Origin of the sequence: Kingella bonacorsii (genome assembly GCF_016623605.1) — a bacterium.
Lineage (GTDB): Bacteria > Pseudomonadota > Gammaproteobacteria > Burkholderiales > Neisseriaceae > Kingella_B > Kingella_B oralis.
The window spans coordinates 294,193-311,651 of the sequence record NZ_JAEHNZ010000001.1 but is presented as its reverse complement, the minus strand read 5'-3'; the positions used below and the strand labels follow the sequence as shown (position 1 = coordinate 311,651).

Below are 17,459 nucleotides of genomic sequence, written 5' to 3'. Positions count from 1 at the left end.
GGCAACGGCGTGATTAAATTACAAGCCAGACAAACGCGCGGTGTCGTGGGCAATCATCAATTCTTCGTTGGTGGGGATGACTACGCCAGCCACGGGGCTGTTTTCGGCGGTGATGTAGCCACCATTGCCAAAGCGGGCGGCAAGGTTACGCTCGTGGTCGGCTTTCAAGCCCAAGAATGCGCAGTATGCCAACACTTTTTCGCGGATGGTGCTGGAATTTTCGCCGATGCCGCCGGTGAACACCACAGCATCCAAGCCGCCTGCGGCAACTGCCATCGCGGCAACATATTTAGCCAAGCGGTATGAGAAGATTTCTAATGCCAAAACCGCGCCTTCGTGCCCTTTTTCGGCGTTTTCTTCAATGGTGCGGCAGTCGTTAGACAAGCCTGAAATGCCCAGCAAGCCGCTTTCTTTGTTCAACATATCGGTGATTTGTTGAATGCTCATGCCTGCGTTGTTTGCCAAGAATGAGAACACGCTGGGGTCAATGTCGCCAGAGCGCGTGCCCATTACCAAGCCTTCCAATGGGGTTAAGCCCATGCTGGTGTCCATACATTTGCCGTTGCGTACGGCAGCGATGGATGCGCCGTTGCCCAAGTGGGCAATCACCAGTTTCAGGTTGCTGCTGTCTTTGCCCATAAAACGCGCGGTTTCTTCGGCAACAAAACGGTAGCTGGTGCCGTGCGCGCCATAACGGCGCAAGCCCAAATCGGTGTAGTATTTGCGCGGGATGGCGTAGATGTAGGCGTGTTCGGGCATGGTTTGGTGGAATGCGGTGTCAAACACGACAACATTGGGCAAGCCCACGAAATATTTGCGCGCGGCGTGGATGCCGAGCAAGTGCGCAGGGTTGTGCAAAGGAGCGAGCGGGATGCATTTTTCAATGCCCGCAATCACTTCGTCTGTAATCAACACAGAGTCGCTATACAATTCGCCGCCGCTCACCACGCGATGACCGATTGCGCCCACTTTTTCATACAGCCCCAATTTTTTCAATTCTGCCAACAAGGCTTCCACCGCGCCCGTGTGGTTGGGCGCGTGTGCCAATTCCACGCGCTCTTTTTCGCCGTTTACTTTGAATGTGATGTAGGCATCGGGCAAGCCCATTTTTTCTGCCAAGCACGTCATCAACACATCGCCGTTGTCGTTGTTTAATACCGCGCCTTTGAGCGATGATGAGCCACAGTTCAATACCAAAATCAGTTTATCTGTCATGATTGAGATGTCCTTTAAATAAAGTTGTGAAGTTAATCAGGCTTGCGCCCAAAAAAACCTGCGCATTCTAGCATGAAAAAGCCCCCGATATCGGGGGTTTTCGTTTTGGCTTTACTGATTTTCAGGCTGCCTCAATGCCGCTTGCCCAGCATTTTGCTCAACGGCAACACTAGCGCACACGCCACCGCACCCACCGCCATGCCCACACCGATGGTGAAGCCCGTATCCGCCCAAAAATTGTCCCATTGAAAATGATGCAGCCAAACGACGTTGTGCATAAAAATGCCGCCGCCCACAAGGAACATCGCCAGCGTGCCCGCCACGCTCAAACCGCGCATCAGCCAAGGCACAACCCGCACCAAACCTTTGCCCAGCCACCACATAATTTTGTTCGGTTTGCGCATCAGGTAAAAGCCGAAATCATCGGTTTTCACAATCATCGCCACCAAGCCATACACGGCAACCGTCATCCCCACGCCCACCAGCGACAACGCCAGCACTTTGCCCAGCATGGTCGCATTGCCGATGCTGTCAATCGCGCCCAACGCCAAAATCACAATCTCTGCCGACAAAATAAAATCGGTGCGAATCGCGCCGCGTATTTTGTCTTTTTCCGAATTTAATGAATCGGTTATCACTTCATCGCCAGAGTGCTGATGGTGCGGCAAAAATTTGTGCAGCAGCTTTTCCGCGCCTTCAAAACACAAATATGCGCCGCCCACCATCAGCAGGGGCGTAATCCATTTGGGGGCAAACGCCGCCAGCAACAGCGCAATCGGAATCAGGATAAGCTTGTTGATGAACGAGCCTTTCGCCACTTCCCACACAATCGGAATTTCCCGCTCCGCCGCCGCGCCCGTTACTTGGTTGGCATTCAACGCCAAATCGTCGCCTACCACGCCTGCGGTTTTTTTGGCGGCAACTTTGGTCATCAACGCCACATCGTCGAGCACAGAAGCGATGTCGTCCAGCAAGGTGAAAAGAGAAGCTAATGCCATTTGGATTCCTATTTAAGCAAGGTGGTTGAAGGGCTGGATTATATTTTTAGGCAGCCTGAAAGTCTATTGCGGCGTTTTCAGGCTGCCTTGATGCGCGGATTGGGGTGAGGCAGCCTGAAAATCAAAATTGTCTAATCGTTTGCCATCGGTTGAGCGGCAAGGCAAATGCCGTTGATATTTTCAGCTGCCCCATCATGCCAACAAAGGCAGCCTGAAAATAAAATCAGCCCATCGCCCAATCAATCCAAACATCCAACCAGCCAATCATCCTTTGCCAGCGCACGGCTTGCCAGCAAGCCGTAGGAGCGCGGGTAAACATTTCAGGCTGCCCAGCTTTCGCGACCGCGTTTGCATTTTCAGGCTGCCTCATCGTACCAGCCAAAGGCAGCCTGAAAGCCACCCCACCCCGTTTTCAGGCTGCCTAATCAAACAAATCCCCCTGCTTCTGCAAACTCAACACCTGCACATCGCTCGCCCCATGCGCAAACGAAACGTGCAACGTCTGCCCCTGCTTCAACGAATCCGCATCACGCACCACCTGCCCCCGCGCGTTTTGCACAATCGCAAAGCCCCGCTCCAACACCGCGTGCGGCGACATCGCTGCCAACACATCCGCCTGCTTCGCCACCCGCGCCGAGGCAGCCTGAAAACGCGCCTGCCACGCAAACGATAAGGCAGCCTGAAAACGCTCCACCCGCTGCTGCAAACGCGCTACATCAGGCTGTTGCCCACGCAACGCCTGTGCCGCTTGTGTCAAGCGATGCCGTTGCCCACCAAGTTGCTGCCCCATCGCCCATGTTAATTGCACGTGCCACTGCGCCACTTGCGCCCGCTGCGTTTGCCATTTTTGGTGCGGATGCTGCAACTGCTTCGCCAAAAAATCCATCTGTTGCGCCGCATTCTGATAACGCTGTTGTAAGGCAGCCTGAAACCGCGCCTGATAATTCGCCAGCTTGTGCAGCAGCTCCGCGCGGTTGGGGCTCACCAATTCCGCCGCCCCCGTGGGCGTAGGCGCGCGCACGTCCGCCACAAAATCCGCCAGCGTAAAATCCGTTTCATGCCCCACCCCGCTCACAACCGGCAAGCTGCAATCCGCAATCGCCCGCGCCACCGCCTCCTCGTTAAACGCCCACAAATCCTCCAAGCTCCCCCCGCCACGGCACACAATCAGCACATCCACTTCCGCGCGTTCATCCGCCGTGCGAACCGCCTGCGCAATTTGCTGCTCGCTGCCCGCCCCCTGCACAGGCGTGGGATACATCACCAGCGCAATATGCGGCGCACGACGGCGCAGCGTAGAAACCACATCGCGCAGCGCAGCCGCCGCCAAACTCGTTACCACACCAATGCGCTGCGGATTTTCAGGCAGCCTTTGTTTACGCTCAGGCGCGAATAAACCTTCCGCATCCAGCTTCTTTTTCAAGCGCTCATAACGCTCAAAAAGCTGCCCCACGCCCACTTGCCGCACCTCGTTCACATTGATTTGAAACTCACCCCGCGCCGCATAAATCCCAATCCTGCCGCTCGCTTCAACATGATCGCCCTCGCGCAACGGTTGCGCCAAACGCGCCGCCGCAAATTTAAACAAAGTGCAACGCACCTGCGCCAAATCGTCTTTCAGCAAAAAATAATAATGCCCGCTCGCCGCCCGCGTTAAATTAGACACCTCCCCCGCCACCCACACGCCGAGAAACTGCTGTCCTAACAATTCGTCTGCGATACTGTTTAACTCGCTCACCGATAGCGCGCCGGGCGCAAATAAATCATCCATCGTATTTCCCGTTCGCCACATAAAGAAAGCTGCCTGAATTTCAGGCAGCCTGTTTAGCATCACGCTAATTATTTCTTTTTGGCAGCTTTTGCCAGTTTGCTTGCTGCAACCGCGTCTTTCAAAGTTTTGCCGGCGGTAAATTTAGGCACGCGGGCCGCAGGAATTTTAATCGCTTCTTTGGTGCGTGGGTTCAAGCCTTGGCGGGCAGCGCGTTCAGCCACTTTAAAAGTACCAAAGCCAACCAAAGCGATGCTGTCGCCTGATTTCAACGCGTCTTTTACAACGGTTGTGAACGCGTCAACGGCTTTGCCTGCGTCGGTTTTAGTTAAACCGGCTTGTTGGGCAATCGCTTCAATCAATTCAGATTTATTCATAGTGAAGTTTCCTTTATATTATGGTTAGGATATTCATTCAAACGCCCGAAAAATCGGGCATTCACGCGGTTTTTTACAACAAACGGGTTTATATCAATTCCTAAATTACCGTGTCAAGCACAAAAGTTAAAATTGTTAAGAAATCGTGTTGAAAGCGACACAATTGGTTAATGTTGCTGCGCTTTTCTGCCCGATTTCGCTTTTGGCTTGGCGGGCACGGTTTCAGGCTGCGTTTGCGCGATGTAAGGCGTAGGCTGACGCTCCAAGCCCCATTCAAACACTTCATCAATCCATTTGACTGCATGAATTTCCAAACCGTCTTTCACGTTTTGCGGGATTTCTTCCAAATCTTTCACGTTGTCTTTGGGGATTAAAACGTGTTTGATGCCGCCGCGCAACGCTGCCAATAGCTTCTCTTTTAAGCCACCAATCGGCAATACTTCGCCGCGCAACGTGATTTCGCCGGTCATCGCCACATCGGCGCGCACGGGAATGCCTGTGAGCGCGGATACCATAGACAGCGTCATCGCAATGCCTGCGCTGGGTCCGTCTTTGGGCGTGGCGCCTTCGGGAACGTGAACGTGCATATCGTTTTTCTCGTAAAAGTCAGGCGCAATGCCCAAACTTTCGGCGCGGGAGCGCACCACCGACCACGCGGCGGTAATCGATTCCAGCATCACGTCGCCCAATTTACCCGTGCGAACGATGTTGCCTTTACCTTTGAGCGCCACGGCTTCAATCGTCAACAGCTCGCCGCCCACTTCCGTCCACGCCAAGCCGGTTACTTGCCCCACGCGGTTTTCGCCTGCGGTTACGCCGTAATCAAAACGGCGCACGCCCAAATAATCGTTCAAGTTATCGGCGGATACGGTGATGACTTTGGCTTTTTTCGTTTTCAGGCTGCCTGAAAGCTCGTTTTTAATCACGGCTTTGCGGCAGATTTTGGCGATTTCGCGGTCTAGCGAGCGCACGCCTGCTTCGCGCGTGTAATAGCGCACGATGTCGCGCACGGCGGTTTCGTCAATCCGCAATTCGCCGTCTTTCACGCCGTTGCGTTTCATTTGCTTGGGCACAAGGTATTGCATGGCGATGTTGATTTTTTCGTCTTCGGTGTAGCCCGACAGGCGGATGATTTCCATGCGATCCAGCAGCGCGGGCGGGATATCAAAGCTATTGGATGTGGCGATAAACATCACATCGCTCAAATCAAAATCCACTTCAACAAAATGGTCGGCAAACTTGGCGTTTTGCTCGGGGTCTAGCACTTCCAACAACGCTGCCGCTGGGTCGCCACGAAAATCGTTGCCCAATTTGTCAATCTCGTCCAACAGGAACAGCGGGTTTTTTACGCCTGCTTTCACCATGCTTTGCATGATTTTACCCGGCATCGAGCCGATGTAGGTGCGGCGATGTCCGCGGATTTCGCTCTCGTCGCGCACGCCGCCCAACGCCATGCGGACGTATTTACGCCCTGTGGCTTTGGCGATGCTTTCGCCCAGCGACGTTTTGCCCACCCCCGGAGGACCGACCAAGCACAAAATCGGACCTTTCAGCTTATCGGTGCGTTTTTGCACGGCAAGGTATTCCAAAATGCGCTCTTTGACTTTTTCCAAGCCGTAGTGGTCTTCATTGAGCACCAAATCGGCTTTGGTTAAATCTTTGCTAACGCGCGTTTTTTTCTTCCACGGTAGCTCAATCAGCGTTTCAATATAGTTGCGGACAACGGTCGCTTCGGCAGACATGGCGGGCATCATTTTGAGTTTTTTCAGCTCGCTCATGGCTTTTTCTTCGCCTTCTTGGCTCATGCCTGCGGATTTGATTTGCTGTTCCAGCTTGTCCAACTCACCTTTTTCGTCTTCTTCGCCCAGCTCTTTTTGGATGACTTTAATCTGCTCGTTGAGATAATAATCGCGCTGGTTTTTCTCCATTTGGCGTTTGACTTTGCCGCGAATGCGTTTTTCCAGTTGCGAAATTTCTAGTTCGCCTTCAATTTGGGCAAGCAAAAATTCCATGCGCTCGCCCACATCTGCCAGTTCAAGCAGTTTTTGGCGTTGTTCTAATTTGAGCTGCAGATGGGCGGCGATGGTGTCGGCTAAGCGGCTGTTGTCTTCAATTTCCTGAATACTGGCGAGCACTTCGGCGGCGATTTTTTTATTGTGCTTGGCGTATTGGTCAAACTGCGATAACAGGCTGCGGCGCAGGGCTTCTTGGTCGGCGGGCGCGGCGATGCTGTCTGCCAGCACGGTTACTTGCGCTTCAAACAGTTCGCCCGTGTCTTGCAGGGCGTTCACGCTGGCGCGTTGTTTGCCTTCTACCAACACTTTAACCGTGCCGTCGGGCAGTTTTAACACTTGCAGGATTTCGGCGATTGTGCCGGTTTCGTGCAAATCGTTTACGCCGGGGTCTTCGTCGTTACCGTTTTTTTGCGCGAGCAGGAAGACGGTTTGGTCGGCTGGCATCGCAGTGTTCAGCGCAGCAACGGATTTGGCGCGCCCGACAAACAGGGGCAGCACCATGTGCGGATAAACCACCATGTCGCGCAAGGGCAATGTGGGCAATGTGATGTGTTGGGATTTTTTTCTTGCCATGATGTTCTCTTGTATTCGTGAATCAGTGGGCAGCAAATGGGGTATGCCGAGGGATATTTCAAGCGACGGGGACGAAAAGTTTTCAGGCTGCCTTTCACGATAGGGATGAGGCAGCCTGAAAATGTTTAGCGTGGTCGTCCTGCTTTGCGTTTGCCGCCTTGCTGGCGTTGCTGCTTCATCATTTCTTGATTGGCGGCTTGCTTGCTGATGCGGGCGCTCAGTTGCTTTTCGGCTTCCTGCACGGAGCAGCGCATGGCTTGGCTGGCGATAAACAGCGCGTCTTTGCGGTCTTTGCCGCCGGAGAAATACATGCGGCGCAAATCGGCGGGGTTGATTTTGCCTGCTTTGAGGTCGATGTTGAAGCGGGCGGCGTTGTCAATCAGTTTTTTTTGTTTCCAATAAACGGTGCCTGTGGCGATGCCGACAATGGCGGCAACGGCGGCGATGCCGATAAGGGCGGCAACGATGGGATTGGCGCCTGAAAGGTAGGCAATCAATCCGATGGCGATTGCCATGGCAATCCAAATAACGATGGCGCGTTTTTTATCCATGATGTGTTCCTTGTGGTGTTGCGTGAAAGGGTTGGTGTGGTTTTCAGGCTGCCTAACGGGGGAAGCTGGATAGGCAGCCTGAAAATAGGGTTTAGGGTTTTCAGGCTGCCGATTTAAACAGAATAAGCAGCCTGAAAAAGCCAATCGGGCAAAGGGATGCGGGCTGATTCCGCCCTATTTGGTTATTCCAAAGGCAGCCTGAAAACGATGTTTGCGCTGTTTTCTGTTTTCATGCTGCCTTATGTTGCCAACTGCATCACCAGCTGGCGCAAGGCAGCCCGTGCATCGCCTGCTTCCGTGCCTTTGATTTGGCGGTCGATTTGGGCGCAGGTTTTCAGCGCATCCATCAAGCGCGGCACGGTCAAACGCTGGGCGGCTTGGCTGGCGTATTGTTGCTTATCGCCCCACAAGCGCAGTTCGTTGCGCACGGCTTGCACGCTTTTGCCTTGTTTGAATGCTGCGCTTAACCGAATCAGCGTGCGGATGTCTTCGGCAACCGCCCACAGCAGCAAAACGGGTTCTTCGTCGTCCGCCGCCAGCCCGTCTAACAAGTGGGCGGTGCGGCGCACATTGCCGCCCATCCACGCCGCGGCAAGCTGGAAAACATCAAACCGCGCCACGTTGGCAATGCTCTCTTGCGCGTCTTGGATGCTGATTAAATGCCCTTGCGGGAACAGCAGCGCGAGTTTGTCCACTTCTTGTTTGGCGGCGAGCAAATTGCCCTCCACCCGTTCGGCAAACAGCGCAACGGCGGCGGCTTCGGCTTCCAAGCCATGTTGTTGCAGGCGGGTGTTAATCCACGCGGGCAAGGCGTTGGGGCTAACGGCTTTGGCTTCCAGCATCGTGCCGTGTTTGCTTAATGCGGTGAACCATTTGGCTTGGGTTTGCGCGCGTTCCAGCTTGGGCAACACAATTAGCGTAACCGTGTCGCGCGGCAGGTTTTCTGCCAACTGCTGCAAGACTTCGCCGCCGTTTTTGCCCACTTTGCCGCTAGGGATGTGGATTTCCAGCAGTTTCAAATCGGCGAACAAGCCTGCGCTGTCGGCGTTGGCGAGCACTTCGTTCCAGTCAAAATTGGCGTTTTCTACGGTGTAGCTTTCGCGATTCAGATAGCCGCGTTGCTTGGCGACGGCGCGGATGCTGTCTAAGGCTTCAATCCGCAGCAAATCTTCTTCGCCGTGGATAACATAAAGCGGTTGCAACGCGCCTTTCAGGCTGCCTGAAAGCTGGTTGATGTCAAGCTGGGGCATTATGGCGCAGGCTCGCCGGCGGTTGGCGCGGCGGGCTGTGATGGGGAAGATTGGTTCAAAAAGCCGAGCTGACGCACGATTTGGTCGGCGGCATCGTTATACATATCGCGCCAAATGGTGGCGGTTTCTTCGTCTTTGCCCAGCGTTAAGCCGTCCGAATACGGCATGTTGCGGCGCACATGGGCAACCAGCGGCGCGCCCCAAGGTTGGTTGTGGCGATAGGCTTGCGCGGTTACGTGCAGGGTAAACAAGTATTCGTTGAGCTTGGCGGCGCGGGTGATGGTGTAGATGTCGCGCTTGCCGCCAAAGCCGGTTACGCGCAATTCGGCTTGGGCGGCGGCTTGGGCAACGGGTGTGCCCGATGCGTGGCGAATGGCGTTTTCCAATGGTTTTTGCAACTGCCCGCCCGAGATGTACCATTTTTGTTCAGGCAGATGGTCGTAAGCGTATGTGCCTTTAAGGTGGAAACCGCAGGCGGAAAGTGCGCTTACGGCGATAAATGGAACAAGTTTTTTCATGGCGTTTCGGTGGATTGGGCGGCAAATAAAGTGGCGCATTATAGCGTTAAAAATTTTTATTTTCCATTAATAAAGCCTTTACAAACGCGGGAGGCGGTTTGCAAAGGCTTGGGTAATGCGGGCGGATTGGGGCAGCCTGAAACTACATGCGGCTCAACTCGCGCTGCAAGGCTTGGATGTTTTGCTGGCGATCCAACACCGCGCTTTCCAGCTGTCGGATGCGGGCATCGCGGTTGGTGTCGTTTGCGCCTTTCACAATGCGCCCATCGGCTAGATTTTGCTTGGCTTGGGCAAGAGCGTTGCGCTCGTTGTTCAACTCTTGTTCCAAGATAGTGCGCCGTCCGTTGGCGCGTGCGCTGCTGAGTTTGGGCGCGGCGGGCATGGCAGGCTGCATATTGGCAACGGGCACGCTGCGTGCGGGTGCTGCACCGCCACTGGGGCGGTAGCTGCTGCGCGTGGCGACGGATGTGCTGCCATGCGATGCTTCAACAGGCGGTTCATAGCGATGTTTCACGCTGGTGTAGCTACCGATTTTGTTGCCCAAATCAGCTTTGCCGCTGCCTTTTTTGGCGTTGGATGTGTAGCAACCTTCGCCGCAGCTGTAAATCTCGGCAATCGCGCCTTGCGATAGGGTTAATAAAACCATGCTGGCTAAAAGTGTTTTTTTCATGTTTACAAGTCCTTTTTCAGGCTGCCTGAAACTCGCTATTGATTTGTTTGTTAATGGTTTCCAAATCTTCTTGCCATTGCAGCCATTCTTCTTCCAATTTTGTTAATTTTACTTTAATTTCGTTGGTTTTTGCTAATGTTTCTTGCAATTTGGCTTTGTTTTCAGGTTGATAGATGCTTTCTTGCGACAGTATAGCTTCGCACGCTTGTTGCTCGGCGGTGAGCGTGGCGATTTCCTTTTCGGCTTGGTCTATTTTTTGTTGCACGGGCTTGCTGCGGCGGGCGCGTTCTTGCCGCATTTGCGCTTCCTGCCGTTTGGTGTCTTTGCGGCTTTGCGACTGGCTGGATTGGGCGGGCGCGGCGGTGGAGTTTTCTTGCGCCAGCCGCCATGCGCGGTAGTCGTTTAAATCGCCGTCAAAGGTTTTCAGGCTGCCTTGGTCTATCAGCAAAAATTGGTCGGTGGTGGCTTCTATCAGGCTGCGGTCGTGCGACACCAATATCAACGCGCCTTCAAAACTTTGCAGCGCAAGGGTGAGCGCGTGGCGCATATCCAAATCCAAATGGTTGGTGGGTTCGTCCAACAGCAGCAGATTGGGCTTTTGCCACACCAGCATCGCCAGCGCAAGCCGTGCTTTTTCGCCGCCCGAAAATGGGGCAATCGGCGCGGTTGCCATTTCGCCTGTAAACAAAAATCCGCCCAAAAAATTGCGTATTTCCTGCTCGCGGGCTTCGGGCGAGAGTTTTTGGATGTGCCACATGGGGCTTTGGTCGCTGCGCAGGGTGTCTAATTGGTGTTGGGCGAAGTAGCCGATGTTGAGTTTGTCGGAGCGGAGAATCTGCCCGTTTTGCGGTTTCAGGCTGCCTGAAAGGGCTTTGATAAAGGTGGATTTGCCGCTGCCGTTTACGCCGAGCAGCCCGAAGCGTGCGCCGTTTTCCAGCGATAGACTGATGTTTTTTAATACGGTTTCTGCGCCGTAGCCCAAATCGGCATGTTCCATTTTGAGCAGCGGATTGGGCAGATGCTCGGGCGCGGCAAATTCAAACAGAAATTCGTTGTCCAACTGGGCGGGCGCGATTTTCTCCATTTTTTCCAAGGCTTTGACGCGGCTTTGCGCCTGCGTGGCTTTGGTGGCTTTGGCTTTGAAGCGGTTGATAAACGATTGCAGATGTTGGATTTTTGCCTGCTGTTTGGCAAACGCGGCTTGCTGGTTTGCCAAGCGTTGGGCGCGTTCTTTCAGGTAGAAATCGTAGCCGCCACCGTAGAGCGTGAGTTTCTGCTGCGCCAGTTCCAGCGTTTGCGTGGTGGTGGCGTTGAGAAAATCGCGGTCGTGCGAAATGATGATTTGGGTGCAAGGCAAGCTGGCGAGGTGGTTTTCCAGCCACAGCACGGTTTCTAAATCCAAGTGGTTGGTGGGCTCATCCAGCAGCAGCAAGTCGGCGCGGCACATCAGGGCTTGCGCGAGGTTGAGCCGCATCCGCCAGCCGCCCGAAAAGGCTTTGACGGGCTTGGCGTGTTCGTCTTGCGCAAAGCCCAGCCCGCTCAATAATTTGGCGGCGCGGGCGGGCGCGGAATAGGCATCGATTTCGTCTAATTTGGCGTGCAGCTCTGCTTGTTTCATGCCATCGTTTTCGGCTTCGGCGGCGGCTAAGGCAGCCTGAAAATGCTGTAATTCGGCATCGCCTTGCAATACATAATCCAGCGCGGGCGTGTCCAGCGCGGGGGTTTCTTGGGCGACGGCGGCGAGCTTCCATGTTTTGGGCAGCAGTAAATCACCTTTGTCTTGCCCGATTTCGCCTTTTATCAGCGCAAACAGGCTGGATTTGCCTGTGCCGTTTTTGCCGATTAAGCCGACGCGCTGGCGCGGGTTGATGGTGGCGGTGGCGTTGTCTAGCAGGATTTTGCTGCCACGTTGCAGGGTGAGATTTTTGATTTCTATCATTTTGGTTGTGAGTGTGAAGTGATTGTATTCAGCTTAGTTTTTGTGTTGTGGCGCACGTTATAGACAGCCTGAAACGGGTAACAAACAGGCTTGTAAGCATGGCATTGGGCGTTTTCAGGCTGCCTTTTGTGTACAAAATCAGAAGCGGTAATAAGACCAGTTCGGGTCATATTGGCAGCTTATGGTAGTCGGCAAGGGGCATTGTTCGCACAGCGCAAACGCTTTTTCTACCAATCCAGCAGGATTGCTGGTGCTGTAACACATACAGCGTGTGCCATCCGTCATATTCATAATGCTTAACGCGAAAATGCCTTGCTGGTTCAAGCTGGCTTCGGCTTCTACGCTGTCTTGCAGCGCGTAAGCGGCATCCAAATCGGCTTTGCTGCCCAACTGCGCTTCTACATACACCACCCAGCCCATATCGGCGCGTCCGAGCAGGCTGGCGGCGGATTCGTTGCGCATCAGCACCAAGGCATCTTGTTCTTTTTCTTCATTTTCTTCAATTTGGTATGTGCCAAACTGCCATTCTGGCTCGGGGTAAACGCCTGTGTAGCCCAGTTTTTGCCACATTTGGTTGAGTTTTTCGGGCAGCTCGGTGAACGAGAGGGCGCGTTCGGGCGCGATTTCGTTTACAAAATCCACCATGCTGATTTTAACGCTGGCTGCCCATTCGCCTATGATGTGGTCTAGCATGATGATTGCTATATTTTGGGCGCGGTCGCGCATATCAGCGGAGATGGGGCGGGTGAACGCGATTTCCAGCGCGGGCAGCATACCCCATTCGTCCAAGGCAACGGCGATGTCGCTCACGCTCAAACGAAAGCCGTCTATTTCAATACCAAAATTAAACACATCGCTGCCGCCCTGTGGCGAGCGAAACGCGGTAACACGGTAACGCTGGGTTTGCGCCAATTCTGCCAAGGCTTGCACTTGCGGAAAATGCTCGCGGATGCCGTTGGCGGAAAACACCAAGCTGGGCAGCTCGCCAGAAGCGGGCGCAACGCCTTCCAGCTCCACAATGCACTCGGGGCAAAATTGGTGCAGCAGTTCGTTTGCCTGTTCCACAAAATCAATATTATCCAACTGCGCTAGTCGGGCTTCTGCTTGCTGCCATGCTGCCCAAAATTGGCGGGCGTTTTGGCGCAGGGTGTGGATTTGGGCGAGGTGGGGATTGCTCATTGTGGTCTCCTTGGGCGGTTAGACGGGGGAGGCAGCCTGAAAACGGCAAGGGTTTTAGCTTGGTGCAAGCGCATGAACCCGCTTTCAGGCTGCCTTTATGATGCCCCAAAGCCAAGCTGCGTAGCGAAGCTAAAACGTTTACGCTTTCATGTATTCGCACACCTTATCAATCTGCTCGGCGATGCTGCCTGAAAATTGGTTATCAAAAAACGCGCTGCCGATGGTGAACGCCCACGGTTGCGCGGCTTTGAGTTCGTCTAGGCGTTGATAGCTGTTGACGCTGCCTGCGATGCACACGGGGATGGACACGTTTTTCACCAGCTCGGCGTTGAGTTGAGCCGCGTCGCCTGTGTAGCGGTAGCCGAGCAAATCTATGCCGTGCACGCCTTGGGCGGCGTAGCTTTGCGCTTCGGCAATGATGTCGGCGATGTTGCCGCGCAATATGGTGGGGCGTTCGGCAAGCTCGCCCACAAAGGGCATATATTTCAAGCGGTTGGCTTGGCAAAATTGGTTGATGGATGGGTAGAATTTTGTGCCCATCAAAATATCGCAGCCGCATTCTAGCGCGACTTCTGCGCCTGCCAAGCCTGCGTCTTCGGTGTATTCCACCACTTCTAAAAACGTGGTTTTGCCGTCTGCTTTCATCAGGGCGAATAAGTCTTTCATTTCTTGGCGCGACAGCGGTTCTTCTTTGAAGCCCCAAAATTGGGCTTGGCTGTGGCGGTTTTGCAGGTAGATTTCGCGGGCGTTGGCAACGGTGTGGTCGTTGTGGGTGAGCATAACGATTAGGTGGGGCGTGGGCATGGTGTTGTTCCTTGATGGGTGGGCGGGGGCGGTTTCAGGCTGCCTTGGTCGGTTTTATTTTGTTAGCAATAGGCAGCCTGAAAACTAAATTTGCCAATTAATCGGCGCAATGCCGTGTTGCGCCAAATAGGCGTTGGCTTGGGAAAAATGCTTGCAGCCAAAAAAGCCGCGATAGGCAGACAGCGGCGATGGGTGTGGCGCGGTGAGCACCAGGTGGCGGTGGCGGTCTATCATCGCGCCTTTTTTCTGCGCGTGGCTGCCCCATAGCATGAACACGATGTTTTGGCGGTGCGCGTTAAGCTGGGCGATGACGCGGTCGGTAAACGTTTCCCAGCCAAGGTTGGCGTGCGAATGCGCTTGGTGGGCGCGCACGGTGAGCACGGTGTTGAGCAGCAATACGCCCTGCTCCGCCCAATGGTTAAGGCAGCCTGAAACGGGGATTTGAAAGCCCGCGATGTCGTCTGCCAATTCTTTATAAATGTTCACCAGCGATGGCGGCACGCTGATGCCGTGTTGCACCGAAAACGCCAGCCCATGCGCTTGATGCTCGCCATGATACGGGTCTTGCCCAAGGATAACGACTTTGGTTTGGGCAAACTCGGTAAGCTTAAAGGCGTTGAACACATCGGCAGCAGGCGGATAGACGGTTTGTCCGCTTTGGCGTTCGGCGCGAACGGTGGCGAGAATGTGTTGAAAATAGGGCTGGGCTTTTTCTGCGGCAAGGGCATCGTGCCAAGTCTGCATAGACTGCATGGGGTTGTCCTTTGGGATGACGGCGTTTCAGGCTGCCTATGATGCGGCATTAGGCAGCCTGAAAACTGGGCGCGTTGGGATGGTTTGAAAAATGCTTTTCAGGCTGCCTTGCTTATCCGCATCAGCATGATGCCGCCTGAAAGCGATGCAGCGCGGCATCCACTCTGGCTCGCGCTTCTGCATAACGGATGCCGTGCGTGTAATCGCGCACCAGCGGATGCTCGGCTTGATGCGGCGCGATAAACGGGCGGCGACCATCGGGCTGCGTGTTCACATTGCAATGCAAAAACATCGTGCTCGGCTCGTAGCCCGCGATGTGGTTGCAAATCATGCCGAAATAAGTGGCTTCGTGGTCGTCATCAAAATGGGCGCGGTAGTCGTTGAAACTGGCTTCGCTCACCGATACCCACACGCCGTATTCCAGCGTTTCTTCGTGGTCAATAATCGGAATGTCCAGCACCACGCGGATAAAGTAGTCGGTTTGCTCGGGATAGCGGATGATGCAAAAATTATCATCGCACTCGGCTTGGAACTGGGCGCGCTCCGCGGCGGAAAGCTCGGCATACGGGTCGGGCACAATAAAGCCCAGCGCGGGTAAATCTTCGTGTGTTTCGTGGCAAACGGTGCAAGTGTAGGTTGTTGAATGGTCTGTCATGGTGTTGTCCTTGTGATGATGCCGTTATCCATTTTCAGGCTGCCTTTTGATAATAATAGGCAGCCTGAAAACCATAAGGCAGCCTGAAAGCCCGCTCCAACCACGCCAGCAAACTACTCCGCTTCATGCCCTTCCATCACCACCTTCAACTCCTGATACAACGCGCGAAACGCCTTGGGCGGCTTGTTCAACTCCGCTTCCTTGCGTGCATTGCGAATCAGCGTACGCAGCGTGCCCACATCCGCGTGCGGGAAATCCGACACAAACGCCGTCAGCGCATCATCGCTTGCCAGCAAACGCGTCCGCGCCTGCTCCACCCGCTGCAAAAAGGCGTTATGCGCTTGGTTGTCGCCTTTGAGCTTCGCCAAAAAATCGCGTATCGGCGCGGAGTCAATATCGCGCATCAGCCGCCCGATGTATTGGCGCTGGCGTTTCAACGCGCTGTTGGAAGTAATCTTTTTATACTCGCGGATGGCATCCAGCAAATCCTCGGGCAGCGCGAGCTTTTTTATCGTTTCGCTGGATAACTCGGTTAATTCCATGCCCAAATCTTGCAGCGCGTCCATCTGTTTTTTCATTTGGGTTTTGCTTACCCATTCTTCTTCGTGTTGATTTTCCATAGCCGTTTGTCTTGTTTACAAAGGGCGCAATCATAGCAAAAAAACGTTGAGGCAGCCTGAAAAAGTCTTGCTATAACGCCGCCCTCCCTACCTCCATCCGCGCAATAATCCAGCGTTTCCGTCGCAAAAAATCGCCTTAATAGCCAAAAATTTAGCTTCTTTAATATTTTTTAACGCCCAAGCCGCCCGAAAACGGCTAAAATCCAGCCGTTTTTTGTTCGCTCAAACCCATTCAAGAGTATTCAATGTTCCAACACACCGCTGATGAACTCAAACAAGCCGCCCAAGCCGCGCTAGAGCTTGCCAAACAAAAAGGCGCAACCGCCGCCGAAGTAGATTTAAGCGAATCGCTGGGGCAAAACGTGCAAGTGCGCTGGCGCGAAATTGAACAAATTGAATATCAGCAAGACCAATCGCTGGACATCACCGTGTTTGTGGGACACAGCAAAGGCCGCGCCAGCACCGCCGATTTATCGCCCCAAGCCCTTGCCAGCACCGTTCAGGCTGCCTGCGACATCGCCCGCTACACCGCCGCCGACCCCTTTGCAGGTATTGCCGATGCCAGCCTAATGGCAACGCACATCGCCGATTTAGACCGCTACCACGAATGGGATTTATCCAGCGAAAACGCCATCGCCATCGCCAAAGAATGCGAAGAAGCCGCGCTATCTGCCGACAGCCGCATCAGCAATTCCGAAGGCGCAAGCATCAACACATCACTCTTTCAATTCGTCTATGCCAATTCGCACGGCTTTTGCCAACACCAGCGCGGCACGCGCCACAGCCTATCATGCAGCGTGGTTGCCAGCGATGAAAACGGCATGGAACGCGATTTTTGGTATGACCTTGCCAGCGATCACCACGATTTAGACACTCCCGCCCATATCGGGCGCACCGCCGCCGAACGCGCCACGCGCCGCCTTTCTCCGCAAACCGTTGCCACGGGCAACTATCCCATTTTGTTTGATGCTGCCGTAGCAGGCAGCCTGATTGGGCATATTGTGGGCGGCTTGAACGGCGGCGCACTCTATCGCCAAAGCAGCTTTTTGCAAGACAGCATCGGCACGCAAATTCTCCCCGATTTCATCAGCTTGCGCGAAGAGCCGCATATTCCCCGCGCGCTTGGCAGCACTTATTTTGACAGTGAAGGCGTTGCCACTCAGCCGCGCTTTGTGATTGAAAACGGCATCGTGCGCGGCTATTTTTTGGATAGTTACAGCGCGCGCAAGCTCAAGCAAACCAGCACAGGCAACGCAGGCGGCGCACACAATCTTTATCTAACCGCCACCGAAAACAGCCAAACCGCCCTGCTCAAACAAATGGGCACAGGCTTGCTCATCACCGAACTGATGGGACAAGGCGTGAACATGCTCACGGGCGATTATTCGCGCGGCGCAGCGGGATTTTGGGTAGAAAATGGCATCATCCGCCACCCCGTTTCCGGCATCACCATCGCAGGCAGCCTGAAAGAAATGTTGCGCAACATCGTCGCCACAGGCAGCGATTTCCGCCGCAACGCTAGCAGCAAAATCGGCTCGATTCTCATCAGCAACATGACGGTTGCAGGAGCATAA

Annotated in this window: 16 protein-coding genes; 1 reads left to right on the top strand and 15 read right to left on the bottom strand. The window is 54.2% G+C overall.

The window, feature by feature from the left end:
- Positions 1-18: 18 nt before the first annotated feature.
- The 15 genes from JDW22_RS01585 to yjgA form a co-directional block, all read right to left on the bottom strand.
- On the bottom strand, positions 19-1,215 hold the full coding sequence (locus JDW22_RS01585; RefSeq protein ID WP_200521284.1) for an acetate kinase: 1,197 nt from the start codon (positions 1,213-1,215) through the stop codon (positions 19-21).
- A gap of 131 nt (positions 1,216-1,346) precedes the next feature.
- Entirely contained in the window at positions 1,347-2,213 is an 867-nt protein-coding gene (locus JDW22_RS01580; protein WP_200521282.1) for a DUF808 domain-containing protein, read from the bottom strand.
- Positions 2,214-2,634: 421 nt separating this feature from the next.
- Positions 2,635-3,984 (bottom strand): exodeoxyribonuclease VII large subunit, encoded by a 1,350-nt coding sequence (xseA, locus tag JDW22_RS01575; protein ID WP_200521280.1) that lies wholly within the window; start codon positions 3,982-3,984, stop codon positions 2,635-2,637.
- A 68-nt stretch (positions 3,985-4,052) separates the two neighbouring features.
- Positions 4,053-4,358 carry an HU family DNA-binding protein gene (locus tag JDW22_RS01570; protein WP_200521272.1) on the bottom strand — a complete coding sequence of 102 codons (306 nt, stop codon included), beginning with the start codon at positions 4,356-4,358 and terminating at the stop codon, positions 4,053-4,055.
- A gap of 167 nt (positions 4,359-4,525) precedes the next feature.
- Complete coding sequence (gene lon, locus JDW22_RS01565; protein WP_200521271.1) at positions 4,526-6,946, bottom strand: endopeptidase La; 2,421 nt, start codon at positions 6,944-6,946, stop codon at positions 4,526-4,528.
- A gap of 125 nt (positions 6,947-7,071) precedes the next feature.
- Positions 7,072-7,641 (bottom strand): magnesium transporter, encoded by a 570-nt coding sequence (locus JDW22_RS01560; RefSeq protein ID WP_235964665.1) that lies wholly within the window; start codon positions 7,639-7,641, stop codon positions 7,072-7,074.
- Between the two features lie 95 nt (positions 7,642-7,736).
- On the bottom strand, positions 7,737-8,747 hold the full coding sequence (gene holA, locus JDW22_RS01555) for a DNA polymerase III subunit delta (RefSeq protein ID WP_200521269.1): 1,011 nt from the start codon (positions 8,745-8,747) through the stop codon (positions 7,737-7,739).
- Positions 8,747-9,265: an LPS-assembly lipoprotein LptE gene (locus tag JDW22_RS01550; protein WP_200521267.1), complete on the bottom strand. Its 519-nt coding sequence runs from the start codon at positions 9,263-9,265 to the stop codon at positions 8,747-8,749. The genes holA and JDW22_RS01550 overlap by 1 nt, the downstream gene beginning before the upstream one ends.
- A 142-nt stretch (positions 9,266-9,407) precedes the next feature.
- On the bottom strand, positions 9,408-9,935 hold the full coding sequence (locus JDW22_RS01545; protein ID WP_200521265.1) for a hypothetical protein: 528 nt from the start codon (positions 9,933-9,935) through the stop codon (positions 9,408-9,410).
- 16 nt (positions 9,936-9,951) lie between these two features.
- Entirely contained in the window at positions 9,952-11,874 is a 1,923-nt protein-coding gene (locus JDW22_RS01540; protein ID WP_200521263.1) for an ATP-binding cassette domain-containing protein, read from the bottom strand.
- 138 nt (positions 11,875-12,012) lie between these two features.
- Positions 12,013-13,053: a hypothetical protein gene (locus JDW22_RS01535; protein WP_200521255.1), complete on the bottom strand. Its 1,041-nt coding sequence runs from the start codon at positions 13,051-13,053 to the stop codon at positions 12,013-12,015.
- A 138-nt stretch (positions 13,054-13,191) separates the two neighbouring features.
- Complete coding sequence (locus JDW22_RS01530; RefSeq protein ID WP_200521253.1) at positions 13,192-13,857, bottom strand: beta/alpha barrel domain-containing protein; 666 nt, start codon at positions 13,855-13,857, stop codon at positions 13,192-13,194.
- Positions 13,858-13,941: 84 nt separating this feature from the next.
- On the bottom strand, positions 13,942-14,601 hold the full coding sequence (ung, locus tag JDW22_RS01525; RefSeq protein WP_040558465.1) for a uracil-DNA glycosylase: 660 nt from the start codon (positions 14,599-14,601) through the stop codon (positions 13,942-13,944).
- Between the two features lie 130 nt (positions 14,602-14,731).
- Entirely contained in the window at positions 14,732-15,265 is a 534-nt protein-coding gene (locus tag JDW22_RS01520) for a DUF2199 domain-containing protein (protein ID WP_003795688.1), read from the bottom strand.
- A 113-nt stretch (positions 15,266-15,378) separates the two neighbouring features.
- Complete coding sequence (yjgA, locus tag JDW22_RS01515; protein ID WP_200521251.1) at positions 15,379-15,885, bottom strand: ribosome biogenesis factor YjgA; 507 nt, start codon at positions 15,883-15,885, stop codon at positions 15,379-15,381.
- A gap of 245 nt (positions 15,886-16,130) precedes the next feature.
- Here yjgA and pmbA point away from each other — a divergent pair, with 245 nt between their 5' ends.
- Positions 16,131-17,459, top strand: coding sequence for a metalloprotease PmbA (gene pmbA / locus JDW22_RS01510; RefSeq protein WP_200521249.1), 1,329 nt, complete (start codon positions 16,131-16,133; stop codon positions 17,457-17,459).